The 20,313-nt window shown below is 63.3% G+C and carries 22 protein-coding genes; 11 read left to right on the top strand and 11 right to left on the bottom strand.

Annotation, left to right across the window (positions count from 1 at the left end; genetic code table 11):
- Positions 1-5: 5 nt before the first annotated feature.
- Positions 6-230 (bottom strand): DUF3107 domain-containing protein, encoded by a 225-nt coding sequence (locus QWU44_RS03675; RefSeq protein WP_370914371.1) that lies wholly within the window; start codon positions 228-230, stop codon positions 6-8.
- Positions 231-502: 272 nt separating this feature from the next.
- Between QWU44_RS03675 and QWU44_RS03680 the strand changes: the two genes are divergently transcribed.
- Together QWU44_RS03680 and QWU44_RS03685 are read left to right on the top strand one after the other, a co-directional pair.
- On the top strand, positions 503-1,855 hold the full coding sequence (locus QWU44_RS03680; RefSeq protein ID WP_370914372.1) for a DEAD/DEAH box helicase: 1,353 nt from the start codon (positions 503-505) through the stop codon (positions 1,853-1,855).
- A complete protein-coding gene (locus QWU44_RS03685; protein WP_370914373.1) occupies positions 1,852-3,168 on the top strand; it encodes a PQQ-binding-like beta-propeller repeat protein in 1,317 nt (438 codons plus the stop codon). The genes QWU44_RS03680 and QWU44_RS03685 overlap by 4 nt, the downstream gene beginning before the upstream one ends.
- Here the strand turns inward: QWU44_RS03685 and QWU44_RS03690 are convergent.
- Positions 3,140-3,622: a hypothetical protein gene (locus QWU44_RS03690; RefSeq protein WP_370914374.1), complete on the bottom strand. Its 483-nt coding sequence runs from the start codon at positions 3,620-3,622 to the stop codon at positions 3,140-3,142. The two genes, QWU44_RS03685 and QWU44_RS03690, sit on opposite strands and share 29 nt — an antisense overlap.
- Positions 3,623-3,682: 60 nt before the next feature.
- Here QWU44_RS03690 and QWU44_RS03695 point away from each other — a divergent pair, with 60 nt between their 5' ends.
- A complete protein-coding gene (locus tag QWU44_RS03695) occupies positions 3,683-4,663 on the top strand; it encodes a diacylglycerol kinase family protein (RefSeq protein WP_370914375.1) in 981 nt (326 codons plus the stop codon).
- Between the two features lie 94 nt (positions 4,664-4,757).
- Here QWU44_RS03695 and QWU44_RS03700 read toward each other — a convergent pair whose 3' ends face one another.
- Complete coding sequence (locus QWU44_RS03700) at positions 4,758-4,916, bottom strand: hypothetical protein (protein ID WP_370914376.1); 159 nt, start codon at positions 4,914-4,916, stop codon at positions 4,758-4,760.
- Between the two features lie 25 nt (positions 4,917-4,941).
- Between QWU44_RS03700 and QWU44_RS03705 the strand changes: the two genes are divergently transcribed.
- Together QWU44_RS03705 and QWU44_RS03710 are read left to right on the top strand one after the other, a co-directional pair.
- Positions 4,942-5,205, top strand: coding sequence for a WhiB family transcriptional regulator (locus tag QWU44_RS03705; protein WP_198737105.1), 264 nt, complete (start codon positions 4,942-4,944; stop codon positions 5,203-5,205).
- 235 nt (positions 5,206-5,440) lie between these two features.
- On the top strand, positions 5,441-5,515 hold the full coding sequence (locus QWU44_RS03710) for a 50S ribosomal protein bL37 (RefSeq protein ID WP_014300525.1): 75 nt from the start codon (positions 5,441-5,443) through the stop codon (positions 5,513-5,515).
- Between the two features lie 129 nt (positions 5,516-5,644).
- Here QWU44_RS03710 and rsrA read toward each other — a convergent pair whose 3' ends face one another.
- Both rsrA and QWU44_RS03720 read right to left on the bottom strand, forming a co-directional pair.
- Positions 5,645-5,920 (bottom strand): mycothiol system anti-sigma-R factor, encoded by a 276-nt coding sequence (gene rsrA, locus QWU44_RS03715; RefSeq protein WP_370914377.1) that lies wholly within the window; start codon positions 5,918-5,920, stop codon positions 5,645-5,647.
- Positions 5,917-6,576 (bottom strand): sigma-70 family RNA polymerase sigma factor, encoded by a 660-nt coding sequence (locus QWU44_RS03720; RefSeq protein ID WP_370914378.1) that lies wholly within the window; start codon positions 6,574-6,576, stop codon positions 5,917-5,919. The genes rsrA and QWU44_RS03720 overlap by 4 nt, the downstream gene beginning before the upstream one ends.
- A gap of 143 nt (positions 6,577-6,719) precedes the next feature.
- Here QWU44_RS03720 and QWU44_RS03725 point away from each other — a divergent pair, with 143 nt between their 5' ends.
- Positions 6,720-7,253 carry an aminoacyl-tRNA deacylase gene (locus tag QWU44_RS03725; RefSeq protein ID WP_370914379.1) on the top strand — a complete coding sequence of 178 codons (534 nt, stop codon included), beginning with the start codon at positions 6,720-6,722 and terminating at the stop codon, positions 7,251-7,253.
- A 65-nt stretch (positions 7,254-7,318) separates the two neighbouring features.
- Complete coding sequence (locus tag QWU44_RS03730; protein WP_370914380.1) at positions 7,319-8,407, top strand: hypothetical protein; 1,089 nt, start codon at positions 7,319-7,321, stop codon at positions 8,405-8,407.
- 163 nt (positions 8,408-8,570) lie between these two features.
- On the opposite strand, the gene QWU44_RS03735 is transcribed toward QWU44_RS03730, so the two are convergent.
- Positions 8,571-9,263: an SOS response-associated peptidase gene (locus QWU44_RS03735; protein WP_370914381.1), complete on the bottom strand. Its 693-nt coding sequence runs from the start codon at positions 9,261-9,263 to the stop codon at positions 8,571-8,573.
- A gap of 19 nt (positions 9,264-9,282) precedes the next feature.
- Between QWU44_RS03735 and aroA the strand changes: the two genes are divergently transcribed.
- The 3 genes from aroA (at position 9,283) to QWU44_RS03750 (ending at position 13,063) form a co-directional block, all read left to right on the top strand.
- Positions 9,283-10,623 (top strand): 3-phosphoshikimate 1-carboxyvinyltransferase, encoded by a 1,341-nt coding sequence (gene aroA, locus QWU44_RS03740; protein ID WP_370914382.1) that lies wholly within the window; start codon positions 9,283-9,285, stop codon positions 10,621-10,623.
- A complete protein-coding gene (gene rsgA, locus QWU44_RS03745) occupies positions 10,598-11,632 on the top strand; it encodes a ribosome small subunit-dependent GTPase A (RefSeq protein ID WP_370914383.1) in 1,035 nt (344 codons plus the stop codon). Before aroA ends, rsgA begins: the two co-directional genes overlap by 26 nt.
- Positions 11,633-11,779: 147 nt before the next feature.
- Positions 11,780-13,063: a chloride channel protein gene (locus QWU44_RS03750; RefSeq protein ID WP_370914892.1), complete on the top strand. Its 1,284-nt coding sequence runs from the start codon at positions 11,780-11,782 to the stop codon at positions 13,061-13,063.
- Positions 13,064-13,132: 69 nt separating this feature from the next.
- Here QWU44_RS03750 and QWU44_RS03755 read toward each other — a convergent pair whose 3' ends face one another.
- The 4 genes from QWU44_RS03755 to QWU44_RS03770 form a co-directional block, all read right to left on the bottom strand.
- Positions 13,133-14,434, bottom strand: coding sequence for a fatty acid desaturase (locus QWU44_RS03755; RefSeq protein WP_370914384.1), 1,302 nt, complete (start codon positions 14,432-14,434; stop codon positions 13,133-13,135).
- 75 nt (positions 14,435-14,509) lie between these two features.
- Positions 14,510-15,613 (bottom strand): ferredoxin reductase, encoded by a 1,104-nt coding sequence (locus tag QWU44_RS03760; RefSeq protein ID WP_370914385.1) that lies wholly within the window; start codon positions 15,611-15,613, stop codon positions 14,510-14,512.
- Between the two features lie 187 nt (positions 15,614-15,800).
- The gene (locus QWU44_RS03765) at positions 15,801-16,307 is read right to left on the bottom strand and encodes a hypothetical protein (protein ID WP_370914386.1); all 507 of its coding nucleotides are present in this window, start codon (positions 16,305-16,307) and stop codon (positions 15,801-15,803) included.
- Between the two features lie 3 nt (positions 16,308-16,310).
- Positions 16,311-16,865, bottom strand: a complete 555-nt coding sequence (locus QWU44_RS03770) for an HAD family hydrolase (protein WP_370914387.1) — start codon at positions 16,863-16,865, stop codon at positions 16,311-16,313.
- A gap of 131 nt (positions 16,866-16,996) precedes the next feature.
- Here QWU44_RS03770 and QWU44_RS03775 point away from each other — a divergent pair, with 131 nt between their 5' ends.
- Entirely contained in the window at positions 16,997-17,476 is a 480-nt protein-coding gene (locus QWU44_RS03775) for a hypothetical protein (protein ID WP_370914388.1), read from the top strand.
- Between the two features lie 133 nt (positions 17,477-17,609).
- Here the strand turns inward: QWU44_RS03775 and secA are convergent, their stop codons facing one another.
- Positions 17,610-20,246 (bottom strand): preprotein translocase subunit SecA, encoded by a 2,637-nt coding sequence (secA, locus tag QWU44_RS03780; RefSeq protein ID WP_370914389.1) that lies wholly within the window; start codon positions 20,244-20,246, stop codon positions 17,610-17,612.
- Positions 20,247-20,313: the final 67 nt, after the last annotated feature.

Here is a 20,313-nt window from a genome sequence, read left to right on the forward strand (position 1 = left end):
GATGATCAGTGCAGGAATCCGACGGGGCGGGATGTCGTTGTGCCGACCTCGATGTAGGCGATGCGACTGTTGCGTACGAGAACAACACGGCCCTTGTCATCGGTGAGACGAAGGATACCGTTGTCATCGGCGAGTGCCTCAGACACCTGCGTGACGACGGCGTCCTGCTCTTCGTTGCTGCTGACCACCACTTCGCGGGCGGTGTCGGAAAAACCGATCTTGATGTCCACGGTGTGTCTCCTCGGGTTTCGTCAGATGTCATCGTGCCCCCGGGACCTACCGGTGCGTTTGGGACACGGGACATGGGGTTTGAGTTTCCACCGGGGAGCCTACGCGCACGGACATTCGAGCGCACATGGCCCCGGGGTCAGCCACTATGATGCGGCGACGCCGGGAGGGCCACAGGCGACGATGACACCACCGGTAACAAAGCGGAGTGACGGGGTGTGCCCGCAGCGGGTCCAGGGTGCCCGGTGATCGCCGACGAGGATACTATGGAGGGGTGTCTGAACAGAAGCTGAAGCCCACGTTCGCCGAACTCGGCGTCGCCAAGGAGATCACCGATGCGTTGGCCTCATCCGGCATGGTCCGGACCTTCGCCATCCAGGAACTGACTCTGCCGCTCGCGCTCGCCGGAAAGGATCTCATCGGACAGGCCCGTACCGGCATGGGCAAGACGATGGGCTTCGGCGTGCCCCTCCTGGATCGGGTCTTCGATGACGCGGACGTGGAGGAGCTGGACGGAACCCCGCGGGCACTGGTAGTGACGCCGACGCGCGAACTGGCGGTCCAGGTCGGCGAGGATCTTCGGAGGGCATCAACCAACCTTCCGATCCGAATCCTGACTATCTACGGCGGACGGCCCTATGACGAACAGATTGAGGCACTGGATGCGGGGATAGACGTGGTTGTCGGTACACCGGGACGTCTGATCGACCTCTACAATCGGGGCTGCCTCCAGCTCGATCACGTCGCGGTACTGGTTCTCGACGAAGCCGATGAGATGCTCGATCTCGGTTTCCTCCCCGACATCGAGAAACTGTTGAAGGCACTCACCCACAAACATCAGACGATGCTGTTCTCTGCGACGATGCCGGGGCCGATCATCTCTCTGGCGCGCACCTTCATGGACCGTCCCGTACACATCCGCGCCGAGGAGGTGGGCGCGGCAGCCACCCACGCGAGCACCCGACAGGTCGTGTTCCAGGCTCACAGGATGGACAAGACCGCAATCCTCTCTAAAGTCCTCCAGAGCAAGAATCGTGGAAGAACGATCATCTTCGCCCGGACGAAACGAAACTGCGCCACGATCGCGGAGGATCTCGCAGCGAGAGGATTCGCGGTTGGCGCGGTGCACGGGGACATGGGGCAGCCCGCCCGGGAAAAATCACTGGACGCATTCCGCAACGGAACTGTGGAGATCCTGGTCGCCACGGACGTCGCGGCCCGGGGCATCGATATTGATGACGTGACCCACGTCATCAATTACCAGACACCCGATGACGAGATGACCTATGTGCACCGGATCGGCCGGACAGGCCGCGCCGGACACACCGGCATCGCAATCACCCTCGTGGGCTATGACGAGATGGTGAAATGGGAACTGATCAACAAGGAACTCGGCCTCGAACAACCTGATCCTCCAGCATGGTTCTCCACGTCACCGGAGCTCTTCGAGGCTCTGGACATTCCCGAGGGCGCCGGGGAGAACATCGGCCCGGCACGCAAGGTCTTCGGCGGCCCCTCCGTCACCAAACCCGCGGGGCCCCGACAGGGCGGGCGGCGCCCGCAGCGTGACCACTCCGCGCCCGGAGCCGGGGGCCGGAACAGATCTACACGAGGCACCCGCCGATGAGTTCCCGTACCCGGGTGCACGTCGCCTCCGGGAGTGGCCCACTCCGCCGCACCCGGGGCGATCTCATCGCCACCACTGTCATAGCAGGGGTCTCCCTGGTTGCCGTCGGTGTGGTCTGGGCGAACTCCGAATCAGGCGCAGCTCACCTGACGACGGCACCGGAATCCTTTGTGTCCACCACCACCGACGCGTCAATTCCGTTTGATCTCCATGAGGCCTGGCGCGCGGCGGACGCGGCGGTACCTGCCCAGGCCCGCCCGGTGACAGCAGCAGGTCTCGTACTGACGGCGGTGGATGGTGTCCTCACCGCCCGCGATCCGAACTCGGGTGACGCTGTCTGGAGCTACCGGCGGGACAACCACCCGATCTGCTCCCTCGGTGCAGCCTTCGATCGGGTGTACGCAACTTATCTCACCCAGGCGGGATGCGGGGACGTCATTGGGTTTGAGGCATCCACGGGCGAGTATCGCGCGGCCCGGTCTTCCCCGGCCCCGGACGAGACGGTTCCCATCCGCTCCAACGATGCCGTGGGAACCGTCTCCGCGGAACGCGTCGAGCTATGGCGCAATGACCTCGTCCGAACCGTCGAATATGGCGAGGTGGAGGCGAAACAGGAACCCGCCCTGCAGCCAAACGAGGACTGCGTGATCGACTCGGCGTTGACCCGGACCGGTAACCTCGCGGTGGTGGAGCACTGTCCGGCATCCGATGAACACGGTGCCGGATACTGGCTACGGCTCCAGAAACGGGATCCGGAGGATTCCCGGAAACCGGAGATCATTGCGGAGGCGTTCCTGGGTACCGAGAAGGCGGAGATAGTTGTCATCGGACAGAATGGCGCCGGAGTGTACCTGGCGGGTTCCGAGACCCAACCCCCCAGAATCGAGGTCTACGATCTCGAAGGTGTACAGACCTCAGTCACGGAGCTCCCCGCCTCACCTCTCGTGGCGTCCGTCCGGGGAGTGTTCGCGCCCGCTACAGCAGATCTTCCCCATCACATGTCCTGGTTCGACGGGGAACGGCTCTATCTCTTCCACCCTTCAACTCTGGAGCTCAAACAGACGTTCACCGATGCGCTGGGAACTGGGATCGCCGTCGAAGGGCGTCTCCTCTACCCCACGGCGGACGGTATCGCCGTGGCCGACTGGGATACTGGCGTCGTGGAACGGACCATACCCGTGGACCGGGGGGCCTACACCGGGCCGGTCGCCCTCGCTTACGTGGGGGGAGCCGGAGTGGTCCTGGAGAAGCGGGCTACCAACGGCGGCACCCTCGTCGCCCTGGTCAGCCAAACACTCCCGCCGCCCAGTTAAGTGATCTCCGATTGAACGTGAGGTAGAGGCCCAAAAGGGCACACACCGAAACCACGAGGGCGGGGAGTATGAGTCCCGCCGAGAAGATGTACCAGGAGATGGGGAGCAGCAACATCTGGAGGATGACAACCGGCCCTCTTCCCCAGCGCCGTCCCCGGCGAAGTGCGAACCCCGCTGCGGCGACGGTTCCGAACACCACAATGAAGAATGCCGCGGTTCCGTATCCGACGAAGATGTTCTCGCTGCCATCGGTACTGACAGTGCCGTAGTCATGCTGCCCTGTGATCTCACGGAAGATCAGGAACACGGCGTAGGCCAGCCCGACGAGAGACTCACCGATTCCGAGTACACCCGCTCTACGGATGTCGACCGGCGGACCCTGATGCTCTGCCGCATGTGCGGCATCCCGGGATCCGGTGTTGGAACGGGGCACGTCGCGGTATGAATCAGTCACACGCTCAAGCCTACCGCGTGGGTGCACAGGTTCCGTGTGTGCGGGGTTACACTCGACGCCATGCGTAGCCTGATGCTCTCCAACCCGAACTCCACGACCCTGACGTCGCAGGTCACCCGACAAGTGGTCGGCCCACTCCTGGAGGCAACCGAACTGACCTCAGCGTTCACCCAGTATGCGGGGCACGCGGAGGATATATGCAGAGGTCTGACACGGTCGGACGTAGACACCGTGATCGTTGTCGGCGGAGACGGCACGGTGAACGAGGTGATCAACGGACTCATCGGCCCGGACCCCGAGCACCGGCCCGATCCAGGCGATCTACCGAAGGTAGCGGTCGTTCCCACCGGGTCAGCGAACGTGTTCGCCCGGGCCCTCGGACTCCCCAACGAACCTGCCGCGGCCGCAGCTCAGCTACGTGATCTCATGCTCTCAGATACCTCTCGACGCCTTCCCCTCGGCAGGATCGAGGACCGATGGTTCTGTGTGAATGCGGGTTTCGGCCTGGATGCGAACGTCATCGACATGATGGAAGATCTCCGGGACTCCGGTAAATCCGCCACCCCGTGGCGATATGCGGCGGTTGCCGCGACAGCATGGCAACGTTTGCGTCGGCACCCGCCCGCGATCTCCTATGTGGCCCATTCCACGGAGGGCCTACAGACCGGCGGTGGCGTTCCGCTGCTCATCGTGTCCAACACCAACCCGTGGACATACGCGGGACCGGTTCCTGTGGTCACGAATCCCGAGCAGAAACTGGATGCCGGGCTCTCCCTCTATGCCTTGCGTGACATCGAGGGGCCCGGCGGACTGGTAGCCCTGATGCACAGTCTGGGGGTCGGTAACAGGCGCTGGCCGACACTGCGGGTGGATCTGCGGGAGATCCGAGTTGACGATATTAGTGAGCTCACACTCACCTCCCCTAGGGCGCTGAAATGGCAGGTAGACGGTGAATATGCGGGCAAAACTAAAAATCTGCGACTTCGCTCCTTTGCCGATGTCATTGATGTTGTGTCATCTCCAGACAATGAGAAGGTGTGATCCTCAACACTTTTAGAGGTGGAACCCTAGCGGACATCTATGTGTACGTGTCATTATCTTCCGGTAGCACAGACACCCGGCGTTAAACCCGGGTTCATTTTCTGGCATGATGCCGGGCCTGCGACGCGGAGTGGGTGACCACACCGTCGACCCCGTTGACACAGCACGGGTAACCATCCCCGGCTTCCGGCACATCACGCAACCAGATGTCGGAGAGTAGTTCAGCCCATGCCGATCGTCTGACACAGATCACTTATTTTCCTGAAGGAGATTCACCCATGGATTGGCGCCACAAGGCAGTCTGCCGCGACGAAGACCCCGAGCTTTTCTTCCCCGTCGGAAACTCCGGGCCCGCTCTGGCCCAGATCGCGACCGCGAAGGTCGTCTGCAACCGGTGCCCCGTCACCTCCGAGTGCCTCACCTGGGCCCTCGAGTCCGGCCAGGACGCCGGCGTCTGGGGTGGCATGAGCGAAGACGAGCGTCGCGCACTCAAGCGCCGTCGCAACCGCGGCCGCACACGTACCCGCGCGGCAGTCAAGTAACACACGAAAACCCCGAAATATTCGGTAACGAGGTTCCCCACCCGGCACCACCGCACCGGATATTTCACACGATACGTCCCCCTGCGTATAATCATCAGCATTTGTCGCTGTGGGGCTGTGTCGGATCCATCTGGCCGGTCCGGCGACGATCACAAGATGTACGCGGCAGGATACCCCTGACCGTCATGCTGCGGCCCCGCCGTGGCATACCCCGATACCCTTCTGGAGGAACACCATGAGCAAGCGTGGACGCAAGCGTAAGGACCGTCGCAAGAACAAGGCCAACCACGGCAAGCGGCCCAACTCCTGATCCGGATTGGACCCGCACGGCCACGTCCCAGTGAGGCCGCGAGAAGAGCCACCTGCTTCCCAGCAGGTGGCTCTTCTCGTACGGCCCTGACCTATTCCTGAAGACCTGTGCTGAATACGGCGCCCGATTTCACCCCCGGTAACGCTCTATCCTCAGACGCAGGACAATTTTCTCCCGCAGCGTCACAGGTGCATGCGTACAGCAGCACCGACGCATGAGCTCACGAATTTCCTCCTCGATACCGAGTTTCGCAAAACACCCCGGACACGCCTCGATGTGGGCCCTGAGTACCGCACGGCGCTCTGCCGTGGTCTCGCCGTCGAGAAGCTCGAACAGTGACTCGTAGACCTCACCGCAATCAGCCATACCCGATGTCTGGCCGCACGTCTCATCCCGCCGCGTCATTTGTCCGCTCCATTCCGTGCCTTCTTCGCCTCCGCGTCTCCCGACAAGGATTTCTGCCCATCCGCGAGATCAGGATGGTTCAGTCCGATGCCCTGCTCGCGGGCCACATCCTTCAACAATCCGCGAAGCTGTTTTCTTCCCCGGTGCAGCCTGCTCATCACCGTCCCGATCGGAGTATCCATGATCCCGGCGATCTCCTTGTAGGCGAGACCCTCCACATCGGCATAAAACACCACCATGCGGTAGTCCTCTGGAAGCTGGTTCAATGCCTCCGTGATCTGCACGTCCGGCAGCTTCTTCAACGCCTCGACCTCCGCCGACTCGAGACCGGCTGAGGTGTGCGACGACGTCTCGACGAGCTGGTGATCGGTGATCTCCTCCGTCGGCAACTGCGAGGGCTGACGCTGCGCCTTCCGGTAGGAGTTGATGTAGGTGTTGGTCATGATGCGGTACAACCAGGCCTTGAGGTTCGTTCCCGGGGTGAAGGAGCTGAACTTCTGGAAGGCCTTCATGTAGGTCTCTTGGACGAGGTCCTCCGCATCGGCGGGATTACGCGTCATCCGGAGGGCACCACCGTAAAGTTGGTCGAGCAAAGGCAGCGCCTCCCGCTCAAATCTGGCCGCCTGTTCGGCGGCACCGGTCATCGTGTCCGGCATTGGCGTCCCTTCCCTCTGCGTGTCGAGGCCCTCCCACCCGCAGGTGTGCGGCGGGGTTCGGCGTCCGGCAGGCGCGTCTTGCAATGACGCGCGCATCCATCCCATTGTAGAAAAACACTGTTCCCCCGCGTACAACTGGCGGTATGTCGAAGCGTAAGTCAAAGTCACCCGGAGCAGGAACCGCCGCCCTCGTCGTGCTGAACGAGGCGGGCGTGAACCACACGGTGCACACCTTCGAGTCCGGCCACGACCATTTCGGGGCGCAGGCCGCGGCCGAGCTGTGCGGTCCCCTCGGGATAGACGAGGGGCAACTGTTCAAGACCCTGGTGGTGGACCTGACCGCCGGATCGGGGCCGAAACGAAGGCTCGGGGTGGTGTGCGTCCCGGTGACCGGCCACGTCAATCTCAAGGCCGCCGCGCGCGCGTTCGATGTGCCGAAGGTCTGCATGGCCGAGCCGCGCGACGCCGAGCGGTCCTCCGGCTACGTCACCGGCGGGATCTCCCCCATCGGCCAGAAGAATGCCCTGCCCACCGTCATCGATTCCTCCGCGCTGGAGTTCGGCGAGATCCTGGTCTCCGGTGGGCGCCGGGGCCTGGATGTCCAGCTCACCCCCGGTGATCTCGCGGCGGTGACCGGCGCACGGTTCGCAGCGGTCGCGGCACCGGGAGCACACTGACCGTCCCGACTCCACCGGGCCCGGGACCCGGGAACCCCGTTCGGAGGGAGCTGAAAGGAACCACCATGAATCCCGCTGAACAGCTCGTTTCCGGCCCTCGGGGCCGGGACCTGCTGCTGAATCTGGAGGACAACACGGGCCCGTCAGGCCCTTTGAACCTGTTTCACAGGGCGGCGACGACTCTCGACGTCGAATCTGGGGCGGGGACCATCTACTTCCCTTCTTCCTCCCCGTCGCCGGGAAAACCGGTTTCCCACGACTGCAGTGCCGGTGTCCACCTCCCTGACGTCGTTGATGTCGGGGACATCGCCGCCGCATTGCGGGGTGTGGAACTCGCGGAGATCACGTGGCCCGTGCTGCGCGACGCACTGGCCTGCTCCGTCGACAACGCCGCCTACTGGCAGGAACCGTACGGTGCCCAGATCCTCGCGGCAGCCCCGGAGATGCGCGGACCACTGCTCCGGATCGCCGGGGAACTCACCGATTCCCCACTGATGGACGTCCTCACGGCCCCGTTCGATCCAGAGCGGCAGTGGACGCTGTCGGTGCGGGGCTCCACCGCTCTGACATCGGGGGTCGGGAAACGCCTCACCGCGGAACGTGACGGACTGATCGCCCGGGAGGCCGCTGCGGCGGCGACATTCGACCCGGAGAAAGAAGTGTCGGGGGTCTGGTGGTCTGCTCCGATAGGAGCACCGGCCACCACGGCCCCGCTCCCGGACGGTGCCCCCTCCGCTCTCTGGTTCGAGGAGGACTCCTTCGACCTCGATCCCCGGGAGACGCGCCGGATAGTCGTCCCGGGAGACGCCAGGATCCTCGAGCTCACCGGTGCCGACTCGTGGGCGGATCTCTGTCGGCGGTTCCCGGTGGAGGTCACCCGGCAGCGCTACCACGACTGGCACCGCACCACGGGGCGTCGGGGGCGGTGGGTGATCCCGGACTGGGCCGCCGTCGCGGAGCACTATGACGCCGTGCACCTGACCCATCTCGGATATCTGTCGGCCGCCGGTAGAGCCATCGACGTGGACGCCGAAACAGCGTCCGTGATCGCCGGCTGGAACCCCGGCGAGACATACTGGCTGACCGATGTGGCGGTCGATGACCCGGTGCGCTGGTCGTGGGACGAGGACGGGAGGATCTGGGCCCGGGGCTGAGACTGCCCCTCAGTACGAGGCTCCGTCTTTCTCCAGATTTCCGGTGCCGCGGGTTCCGGGACAACGTTCACGGTGACCTACGGGGCGGTAACCACGGTGCTGTTGGTCGCCGTCGTCACCTGCGCGGTGGCTCTCCACCGGCCCCGCCGCGCGGTGAGGACCGTCACCCGGTGATCCGCCCGATGTCGTCGATCAACTGCGGCCCCTCGTTGCGCGCATTTCCCACCGCGCGGTCGACCTCCCGCAGTGACAGCCCAGACACCATCTCCGGGCGGGCCGGGCAGAGCAGCTCGCGGGCCTGCTCCGCAGCACCACCGATCCACGTCGCCACCTCCTCAGGGGCGAGAATCCGGGGCATGCGGTCGTGCAGCCAGCTCAATTGTTCACCGACTGGTGTGGTCGTGATGATCGTGGCGGAGACGTTGTCCAGGCCGGTGTCCCAGAGTCCGGCGATCCACATCGCCGGTTCCCCGTCCATCGGGTGCACGTAGTACGGTCGTTTCTCCCGCCACTCGTACCAGCCGTTGAGCGGAATCGCGCACCTCCTGTGGACGAACGCATCCCGGAATGAGGGTTTGTCCTGCACAGTCTCGGCGCGGGCGTTGAACAGCACCGGCCCTCCGTCGTCTGTTTTCCAGTGCGGCAACAAGCCCCACCGGGCGGGGGAGATCTCGACGTCGATCCCCGCCGGAACGTGCCCGACCATGCGCAGGATCGGGATGATCTGTGTGGGGGCGATGTTGTGCCGGGGCGGGGGCGTTCCGTGTGGCGCGGCAACGGAACGGATACCCGGCAGATCAGTCACTGCCCCGATAAGCGCTTCGGATGTGGTGAAGAGGACGAAACGACCGCACATAATTCCCTATCATGGAGGAGTGAATTCCCTGAAGCACTCTGATCCACCCCTGTGGTCCGCCCCCGTCGCATCCACCCCCGTCGATTGCGAGGTCACGGTCCCCGGTTCGAAGTCCATCACGAACCGGGCGCTAGTACTCGCGGCTCTCGCCAACGGCCCCTCCACGATTCGTGGGGCACTGCGGTCCCGGGACACGGAGCTGATGATCAACGCGCTGCGCGGCATGGGTATCAGCATCACCCCATCCGACGACGGCACGACGTTGACGGTCGATCCAGGCCAGCTCGGTGGCGGCGAGGTCGATTGCGGTCTGGCGGGCACCGTCATGCGTTTCGTGCCTCCGGTCGCGGCACTCGCGGGAGCCCCGGTTCATTTCGACGGTGACCCGCAAGCACGTAAACGCCCCATGTCCACCATTCTCGATGCTCTGCGTGATCTCGGTGTTGAGGTAACCGGCGACCGTCTGCCCTTCACCGTCGTCGGATCCGGTACACCCCACGGGGGAACCGTGGAGATCGATGCCTCAGCCTCCAGCCAGTTCGTGTCCGGTCTCCTCCTTGCCGGTGCACGTTTCGAGGCCGGACTCACCGTCGTACACACCGGTGACAAGCTACCGAGTCAGCCGCACATAGAGATGACCGTCGCGATGCTGCGGGAGGCGGGAGTCAGTGTCGATTGTTCGGCGGCGAACCGCTGGACCGTCCGACCTGGACGGGTTGGGGCCCGGGCGTGGCTCGTAGAACCGGATCTGTCCAATGCGACCCCGTTCCTCGCTGCGGCGGCGGTCACGGGTGGTCGTGTGCGCATCCACAACTGGCCCGCGCACACCACCCAGGCCGGGGACGCCATTCGAGGAATCCTCGCGGAGATGGGCTGTAGGGCGGAGCTCGCCGTGGATTCCCGGACCGGTCACACGTCGCTCACGGTCACCGGCCCCGCTGATGGTGAGCTGCGCGGCATTTCCCGCGACCTGGGGGACATCGGAGAACTGACCCCCACGGTCGCGGCCCTCGCCGCGCTGGCGTCTTCCCCCTCCGAACTGACCGGTATCGCACATCTTCGCGGTCATGAGACGGATCGGTTGAAGGCACTTGCCGACGGTCTCAACGCTCTCGGCGGTGACTGCACCGAACTTCCCGACGGTCTGCGCATCCGCCCCACGGGCCGGTCTGCGCTGCATGGCGGGGTGTGGGAGTCCCACCATGATCACCGCATGGCCACCGCGGGAGCGATCCTCGGCCTCGCGGTTTCCGGTGTCGAGGTCGTCGACATCGCAACCACCAGCAAGACTCTGCCGGGATTCGAACGGATGTGGGCGGAGATGCTCGCACCGGATGAGGAGGCGTCCGAGCGTGGGTAGGGGCCGGCGAGACTGGGACGAGTCCGATGTCCGGGTCCGCCCACCCCGTCGGGGAACCAGGCCGAGAACCAAGGAACGCCCGACCCATGATGACGCCGAGTTCGGAATGGTCGTCAGCAAGGATCGTGGCCGTTGGGGGGTCGTCCTCGACGGTTCCGATCCGCACTCCACTCCCCTGGTGTGCATGCGTGCCCGGGAACTCGGCCGCACCGCGATCGTGGTCGGTGACCGTGTCGGGGTCGTCGGAGACACCTCCGGTAACCCCGGGACACTCGCCAGGATCGTGCGCCTGGAGGACCGGACCAGCGTCCTGCGGCGGACCGCAGACGACACCGACCCTTACGAACGGATAGTGGTGGGTAACGCCCGTCAACTACTCATCGTTTCCGCCGTCGCCGATCCCCCTCCCCGGTCCGGTTTCGTCGAACGGGCGCTGATCGCCGCCTTCGTCGGCGGGCTGAAACCGATTCTGTGCCTCACCAAGTCCGATCTCGCGGACCCCTCCGAGTTCGCCGCGGAGTTCCGCGATCTGGACGTACCCGTCGTGATCTGCGGCATCAATGATCCGCTGGACCCCATCCGGGAGATTGTCGACCACTCCGTGACCGCATTGATCGGGCATTCGGGGGTCGGTAAATCAACGCTGGTGAACCGCCTCGTACCCGACGCCGATCGGGCCACCGGTGTGGTCTCCGGGGTCGGGAAGGGACGGCACACCTCCACGCAGTCGGTGGCACTCCCGCTCCCGGACGGCGGCTGGATCATCGACACCCCAGGCATCCGTTCCTTCGGTCTCGCCCACGTCGACGCGGACAGCGTCGTCGGGGTGTTCGGTGATCTCGCCAACGCGGCCGCGGACTGTCCCCGGGGATGCACGCACGCAGGCCCGCCCGCAGATCCTGAATGCGCCCTGGATACCCTGGTGGGAGCCAGTGCCCGCCGAGTCACGGCCGTTCGCAACCTCCTCGTGGCTCTACGCAGCAACGACGACTGGGAGCGACAGGAGTAGGTCATGGGATGGTGGGTAGGAAGCGGGCACTCCCGCGAGCAGGACAAGCAGGGTAATCCGTTGACCGAGCGTAAGCTCACCGACGCCCATCACGACCGCGACACCCACCCCCGTGAACCCGGGGCCAGCCCCGTTCCCCGTCCACCGATGACGGAGACCCCGCTCAACCGGCTCGCCGTCATGGCCATCATCGCCGGTACCTTGACCGGGGTTCTCGTCGCGGCGGGTAACCACCTTATCGTCCTGACCGAACAATGGATCTACGGGGCCAACCACCTCATCGTCCTCGATCCCGGCAGTAACGTGTCTCCGGGACGGCTCGCTCTGACCCTCATCTGCGTCGGTATCGTCACCTCCTGGATCTGGTATCTCCTCGAACGCTTCGGTAGGCCCGCGGTGTCGGTCCCGGGGGCAATGCACGGCAACCCCATGCCCCTGTTCGAGACCTCCCTCTCCGCGTTCACCCAGGTCGTTTCCGTCGCTGCGGGAGCACCCGTCGGGCGGGAAAACGCTCCCCGACTGATGGGCGGGATGGTCGCGTCTCGGCTGGCCACGGCACTATCCATCGATGCCGGTGCCCGGCGTATCCTCGTGGCATCTGCAGCGGGTGCCGGGCTCGCTGCCAGTTTCCACCTGCCCCTCGCGGGAGCATTGTTCGCACTCGAACTGCTGCTCGTCGAGATGTCCACCCGCACCGTCGTAACGACGATGCTGACCTCCGCCACCGCCGTCGCCACCACGGCACTCTTCGTGGAACCGCACCCCATCTACCACACGGTGCCGCTCAACGAACACCCCAGGACTCTCCTCGCGGCGATCCTCGTCGGCGCGGTTTCCGGGATATCCGGCCACTGGTTCGGGATTCTCGCGCGGAAAGCCGCAGCGTCACGGCCCCGGGATGCCAACATCCTCTGGGAAATGCCGTTCGTGTTCACCCTGTGCGCAATCGCCGCCTACTTCCTACCCGGTGTGTCCGCGAACGGGCGCTGGGCTGCTGAGACCGTATTCACGGCGGGCCTGCCCATCGGGATTCTGGTCCTGCTCGGCATTGCCCGCGGCGTCATCATCCTCGCCTGCTTCCGAGCGGGAACCGTCGGCGGTACGCTCACCCCGGCATTTGCACTCGGAGCATTGACCGGCGGAGTCATCGGCATCATCTGCCAACCACTGTTCCCCGACGTACCCGTCGCAGCCTTCGCGCTCCTCGGCGCAGGGGCGTTCCTGTCCACTACGATGGCGGCCCCGATGTTCGGCATGATCGCGGCCGTTGAGTTCACTGACCTCCCTGCCCAGGGATACCTGGCCATGTTCGTCGCCGTCATCACCGCCGCACTCGCCGTCCGGGTGTGGGGTCTCATCGTGAACAAGGATCAACGCCAACTACCGTTCACCTACGCAGCATGGACGAGTGAAGCCTCCGTCAAACCCTGATAATGGGCGACGCCCGCTCCTCATACGGGGTACGGAAGGGGCGGGCGTCGACAGTCGGGACCGGACGGATCAGCCGCGACCTGTGACCGGTGTGCGGTAGACACTCCGACCCGAGAGTCCCCGGATCCCCTCGACGACCGACGGACGCAGCTTCTCCAGCATTTTCAGACCGGTGCGCAGCCCCTTGCGGACACCATCGGCAGCGACGCCGACGTGCAGCTTCTCCTCCACCTCAGGGTGTTTCGTGAACGCCGCGTTCGACCGAACCTCCGGAGCATTGTCCGGGTCAGCCGCAAGATACTTGTTCGGCAGCGACAACTTCAGCAACGTCCGCTGCACCTTGAGAAGCTGCATCGGGAAGGAATCGGTGTTGTAGGGCAACTCGAATTCGCGCGCGATCTCCTCGACCCGCTTCCCTACCTCCGCAAGCCGGTTCGAGGGCATGTCCGGGAACAGGTGGTGCTCGATCTGGTAGTTCAAGTTGCCGGAAAGGATCGTCAACAGCTTTCCGCCCTTGAAATTCGCCGAGCCAAGCATCTGCCTCAGATACCACTCGTTGTGGTCCTCCGTGGCGTACTGCTCCTTCGTGAAAGTCTCCGTCTCGTCGGGGAAGTGCCCGCAGAAGATCACCAGGTACGCCCACACGCTGCGAATCCAGTTGGCGAAGGCATTCGCGGTGACGGTGTGCACATAGTTCGGTCCCGAGAGCGCAGGGAACATGACGTAGTCCTTGACCACCTGCCGCTTCGACTTGTGCACCGCCTCCCAGAAGCGGACCTTCGTCTCATCCCATCCCTGTTTACCCGCGAAATAGCGGCCGAGCTCCACATCGTAGAAGGCGATCGCCCACTGGAAAAACGACGCCAGAACCACGTTGGTCACCGGCTGAAACGCGTGTTGCGGGGTCCACTTGCGGTCACGGGTCACCCGCAGAATGCCGTATCCCACGTCATTGTCCATGCCGATGATGTTGGTGTACTTGTGGTGCACGTAATTGTGGGAATGCATCCACTGGGAGGACGGGCAGGTCATATCCCATTCCCAGGTGGTCGAATGAATCTCCGGATCATTCATCCAGTCCCACTGCCCATGGATGACGTTGTGCCCGATCTCCATGTTCTCCAGGATCTTGGAAACCGCAAGCATCCCACTGCCTGCCCACCAAAGCGGTTTCTTGTGGCTGAACAGGAGAGTAGCCCGCCCGGCGATCTCCAGGGAACGCTGGAAACGGATCAGTCCCTTGATGTACCGGACGTCCCGCTCCCCGAGATCCGCCTCTATCTCCGCTTTGATCGCGTCGAGTCGACGCCCGATCTCGGCGATGTCTTCGTCGGTCAGATGGGAGTATGCCCGGATATTGTCGATGGCCATATGAGTGTCCTTGTGTGTGTTCGGGATATCAGGATGTACGGGTGGAGAAAACGCAGTCGGGTCGGTGCCCGGGAGTCAGACGTCAATGGCGACGTCGCCTGCGGCGACGCATACGCAGGTACGGATCCGCTCACCCGGCCCGTGGATGTCCCCAGTCCGCAGGTCGTGGACATGCCCGCCGGTCAGGGGCCGGACGCAGGTCTGGCAGATACCCATCCGACAGCCAAAGGTGAGCTGAATCCCCACGCTTTCCGCCGCTTCGAGCAGTGTCGTCGCTCCGTCCGCGTGACAGGTTCCACGGTGCCCGAAGGTGATCTCGCCGCCAGTCGCTTCACTGCTCCGGTCGAGGGTGAAACGCTCAGTCCGGAGTTCCTCCTCGGTGTCGAGACCAGCCCACCATGCTTCCAGGGCATCAAGCATCTCGTTCGGGCCGCAAGCGTAGGCTGTGCGCTCAGCTACGTCGGGTACGAGTTCCCCAACCGCCTCCGGGGTGAGCCGCCCCTGCCGTCCCGTGATGCGCACAATGGCCGTGAAACCAGGGTAGTCACCACGGAACTTCTCGATGACATCCGCGAACAGCAGATCTTCTTCGGTGCGCACCGAGTGGATCAGGGTGACGTCGCCGAACTGACTCCGGTCGGCGAGGGTACGCAGCATACTGATCACCGGGGTGATACCCGTCCCCGCGGTAATGAACAGTAGCTTCTCCGGGATGGGGTCGGTCAGATGAAAATCCCCCGCGGGAGCACCGATGCGCACCAGCATGCCCGGGTGGGCGCTACCCACCAGGTGGTTGGACAGTTTTCCCCGTTCAACCGCGCGCACGGTGATGGAGAGCAGATCCCCCGCCGGGCGGGGGCTACAGGTCAACGAATAGGAGCGCCAGACGTACCGCCCGTCGATCTGTACCCCGATCCCGATGTACTGTCCCGCCTCGAAATCGACGGGTACACCCCACCCTGGACGAATGACGAGATTGATGGTGTCCTCCGTGGCCCTGGAGGCACTGACGATCTGCCCCCGCAGTTCCCGCACCGACCACAGCGGGTTGACCAACTGGGTGTAATCGTCCGGCAGGAGTGGAGTGGTGAAACGTCGTAGTACATGGCGCAGGGCGCCGAGGCCGTCCCGTGCTCTGGCGGCTTTTGTTACCACAGGTGATTCACTGTCCTTACGCATTCCCGAATATTCGTACGACACCGTAGCTTACGGCATCGTAGGTTACCGTGTCCATGCAGGACATGACACAAGATCAGGGCGAGCGGATGATCTGCAGCCTCTGACCGGGAACAACGCCACCAAAAAATCAAGCCGCAACATTGACTGATAACCCCGCCACCCCCACTGGAGGACTACCCGGCACGGATCAGAGAAGCTCGACCAACGCTCCGAGCTCCTGGACCTCGTACCACGCCATGAAATTGTCCAGAGCGTCGCCAACAGTCAACTCCGCATCCTCATCTCCGAGATCCGCAGCATCCACAACCTGTACCGCCGCAGCCGTCGCCCCCTCACTTCCCGCAATATCAACATGGAAGCACACGACGTCATCCAGGTTCACCCGGGGTGGATCCAGCCGAACCACGGATTCCCCCGATTCAGCGGAAAACGAGACAGCGTCATCATCAATGTCTGCGGAGACCACCACCCGACGATGCGGAAAACGCTCCTGCTCACCGGTAGCCAAGAGACGTAAAGAGGCACGCGCGGCATCCAGAAAAGCCAGGTGGGCAATCTCTTCCTCATCTCCGGAAGTGTAGAACTCGAGAAGCGCCGGGGTAACGGCAAAACCCCAGCCTCCCCGCGCAGAGAGAACACGCTCCTGCGCGAGTTCCGCAAGCATGTCGAAAGTCGCCGGAATATAGACACGCACGGGTCAGAACTCTCCTTCGATGCCGAACAGTCCGGTGATCTCCACTACAGCGCGATCAAACTGCTGATAATAAACACCGACCAGTCCCGCGCGCACCGCCGCATGAACGTTGAGGATGGAATCATCGACCATGACGCAATCCTGACGCCTCAGCTCGATTGCGTCAGCCGCAGCCTGGAATGCCGCCTCATCAGGTTTCTCCACCCCAACTTCACCGGAGAGCACCACAGCATCCACGACGCCCCGGTACTCCAACTCCCGGATCGGCTCCGCTCCCGGGCCGCCCGGGTCATTCGACAGCACAGCCGTGGCCACACCGTTGCTCTTGGCTGCAGCCAGCAGATTACGCCAACGGCGCTGGTCTTCTTCAGGTCCGTCCAGGACACCACAGTAATCGACGATCAGTCCACGCACTTTTGTTCTCTCCGCTCCTCGAACACGTTTCTGCGCACCCGACCACCCGGTCGGCGCGTGCCGACGGGCGGACATCAACCGATGCCCGTAACCCCGGCACCACCAAGGTAGTCGGTCACTACCCCGCCTGTCGCCCCGAAGCATCCGATGACCACTTGTGATCCCGGGAGAACACCGTTACACATGCTCAACCCTGCCCCCACAGGGAACCTGAAGGCACCTGAACCCGGTCAATAACAACAGATCAGTCCCCTCCCAGTACCCAGGAGCAGAAGATGCTGAGCACACTACCAGGACACATCCACCTGAAAACCCTTCCCGAGCCGAGCCACCGAGGCTTCTCCTCCCACCGGGCGGTCGCCCGCAGATCCTTCAGTCCCTCAACCCAGGCGTCCCAGGAGGCGATGCGCGCGAGCCACCGCCTCACTATGATCAGCCTCGAGGCCGCGTTCGCGGTCCGTTCCCCCTCCCAACTCCGTATGTCTGAATATTCGGCGCAGGTCCGACAACTCGTACAGATCCGACACAGAAGGGCACTCCGCGCCCGTGGGACGACGGGTGGCCGGGTAGCACTGACTTCCCTCCACATCCGGAGAGAGGATCACCACCCCGGGACCTCGGACGGTTCCCGGGGCACCGTCCTGGAAATCTGTGGATCAGCACAAGCAGTCGGGCGGAGATGGGCATTCGCCGCCCGACTAGAAAAAGAATCCGAGTCCCGCCCCTGGCGGATGGCCGTCCTCAAACTCTTCTGACCGCTCAGGAGGTTCCCAGGCCTGCGCAGCTCCATCACCTATCACGGTGGCGGATGCGCTCACCGGCCATCCGACCGGCACACATCCGCGCCACCACCTCCGGGGAATCGGAGGACCACAACCGGTCAGGGAATCAGGATTCCTTCCGGAGGGAGTCCGGGACCGAAGGCTCACTGTCTTCGACGTAATCCATCAGGTCATCTCCATCGAGTTTGCCGTCTTTGTTCAGGTCAGCGGTTCCCTCTTCCTCAATCTTCGGGAGTGCCTGCTTACGTAGGATGAACAGCTTGCGGACGGTCTCTTCCTTGATGCCGTCCTTCATCGCATGGAACATGTCGCCGCCCTCCTTCTGATATTCGACCAGTGGATCGCGCTGTGCCATCGCACGCAGACCGATACCCTCCTTCAGATAGTCCATCTCATAGAGGTGTTCCCGCCACTTCTGGTCAACCACGCTGAGGATCGCCATACGCTCAACGGAACGCATCTGCTCCTCCGAGCCCTGGGTGATGACGAAATCCTCCATCTCGTCGTACTGCGCGTGCACATCCTTGAGCACGGCATCCAGCAACTGCTCCGCGGTGAGTTCTCCCGGCTGCCCGTATTCACTCCCAGAGACGAGACTCTTCCAGGACATGGACGGCCCGTAGAGGCTCTCCAGTGCGTTCCAGAGACGATCGAGGTCCCAATCCTCCACATACCCGTTCGACGTCTCCTCCGCGACATACGCGGTGACCGTGTCATCGATCATCGCCTGCACCTGGGGTCCGACGTCCCGGCCCTCGAGGATCTGCCGACGTTCACGGTATATGACCTTGCGCTGCTCGTTCATCACCTCGTCGTACTTGAGCACGTTCTTGCGCATCTCAAAGTTCTGGTTTTCGACCTGCGCCTGTGCGCCCTTGATCGAGTTGGAGACCATCTTCGCGTCGATGGGCATATCGTCCGGCACATTGAGCCGGTTCATCATGTTCTCCATCGTCGCACCGACGAAACGAACCATGAGGTCATCACGCATGGAGAGGTAGAAGCGCGTCAGACCAGGATCACCCTGACGCCCCGAACGACCGCGCAACTGATTGTCGATGCGGCGGGACTCGTGACGCTCCGTACCAAGGACGTAGAGGCCCCCGGCCTCCCGAACCTGCTCGGCGAACTTCTCGGATTTCGCCTTCATCCGGGCGATCTCCTCATCCCACGCATCCTCGTACTCCTCCGGATTCTCCACGGGATCGAGCCCCCGCTCACGCAGGTTAATGTCGGCGAGGATGTCCGGGTTACCGCCCAACACGATGTCCGTACCGCGACCGGCCATATTGGTGGCGACGGTGACTGCGGAGGGAAGACCGGCCCGGGCAACGATCTCAGCCTCCTGCTCATGGTGCTTGGCGTTCAACACGTGATGCCGGATGCCACGCTTCTGGAGCAGGCTGGAGAGATACTCACTGCGCTCAACAGACGTGGTACCCACGAGAACGGGCTGCCCCTTCTCGACCCTCTCCGCAATATCGTCAACCACCGCCGCGAACTTCGCCTCCTGAGTCTTGTAGACCAGGTCCGTGAGATCCTCGCGCTGATTCGGCCGGTTGGTGGGGATCGGCACCACGTTGAGCTTGTAGATCTGGTGTAGCTCAGCAGCCTCAGTTTCGGCGGTACCCGTCATACCGGCGAGCTTGTCGTAGAGTCGGAAATAGTTCTGCAGGGTGATCGTGGCGAGCGTCTGGTTCTCGCTTTTGATCTCTACCCCTTCCTTGGCTTCGATCGCCTGGTGCATGCCCTCGTTGTAGCGGCGACCGGGCAGCACACGGCCGGTGAACTCATCAACGATCATCACTTCACCGTTGCGGACGATGTAGTCCTTGTCACGGGTGAACAGCTCCTGCGCTTTGATCGCATTGTTCAGGTAACTGACCAGTTGGGAATGCTCCGGTGCGTAGAGGTTGTCGATGCCGAGCTGATCCTCGACGAACTCGACCCCCTCTTCCCGCACACCGATGGTCCGCTTCCGGTGATCCACCTCATAGTGGACGTCGAGGCGCATTCTCGGGACGATCGTGGCGAAAGCGGAATACCACTCACTGGAGCCGTCCGCAGGACCCGAGATGATCAACGGTGTCCGGGCCTCGTCAATCAGGATCGAGTCAACCTCGTCAACGATGGCGTAATGATGCGGACGCTGCACCAGGGCATCAACGCTCTGTGCCATGTTGTCCCGCAGATAATCGAAGCCCAGTTCATTGTTGGTTCCGTAAGTGATGTCAGCGTTGTAGGCACGACGGCGTTCATCCGGCCGCATGTTGGAGAGGATCACGTCCGTCTCCAGTCCGAGGAAACGGTGTACACGCCCCATCCACTCGGAGTCACGCTTGGCCAGGTAGTCATTCACCGTAACCACGTGGACGCCCTTGCCTTCCAGAGCATTGAGATAGGCCGGCAACACACAGGTCAAGGTCTTGCCCTCACCGGTGCGCATCTCCGCGACATTACCGAAATGCAGCGCGGCACCACCCATGATCTGCACGGGGTAGTGCTTCTGACCGAGTACCCGCCACGACGCCTCCCTGGCCACCGCGAAGGCGTCCAGCAGGATATCGTCGAGGGTTTCCCCCGCCGCCAGACGCTCCCGGAACTGGTCCGTGAAGGCCTTCAGCTCTTCATCGCTCACATCGGCGTACTTCGGCTCAAGGGCGATGACCTCGTCGGAGATCTTCTTCAGGCGCTTCACGGCGCGCCCCTCACCGACTCGGAGGATCCGGGACAGTCCAAACACGGGCAGTCGTCCTTTGTCTTTTGGGGTTCAAGCGGATAGATTCCCGATCATTCTACGCGCCCTCCCA

The organism is Corynebacterium sp. CCM 9203 (genome assembly GCF_041357675.1).
Taxonomy (GTDB): Bacteria; Actinomycetota; Actinomycetes; order Mycobacteriales; family Mycobacteriaceae; genus Corynebacterium.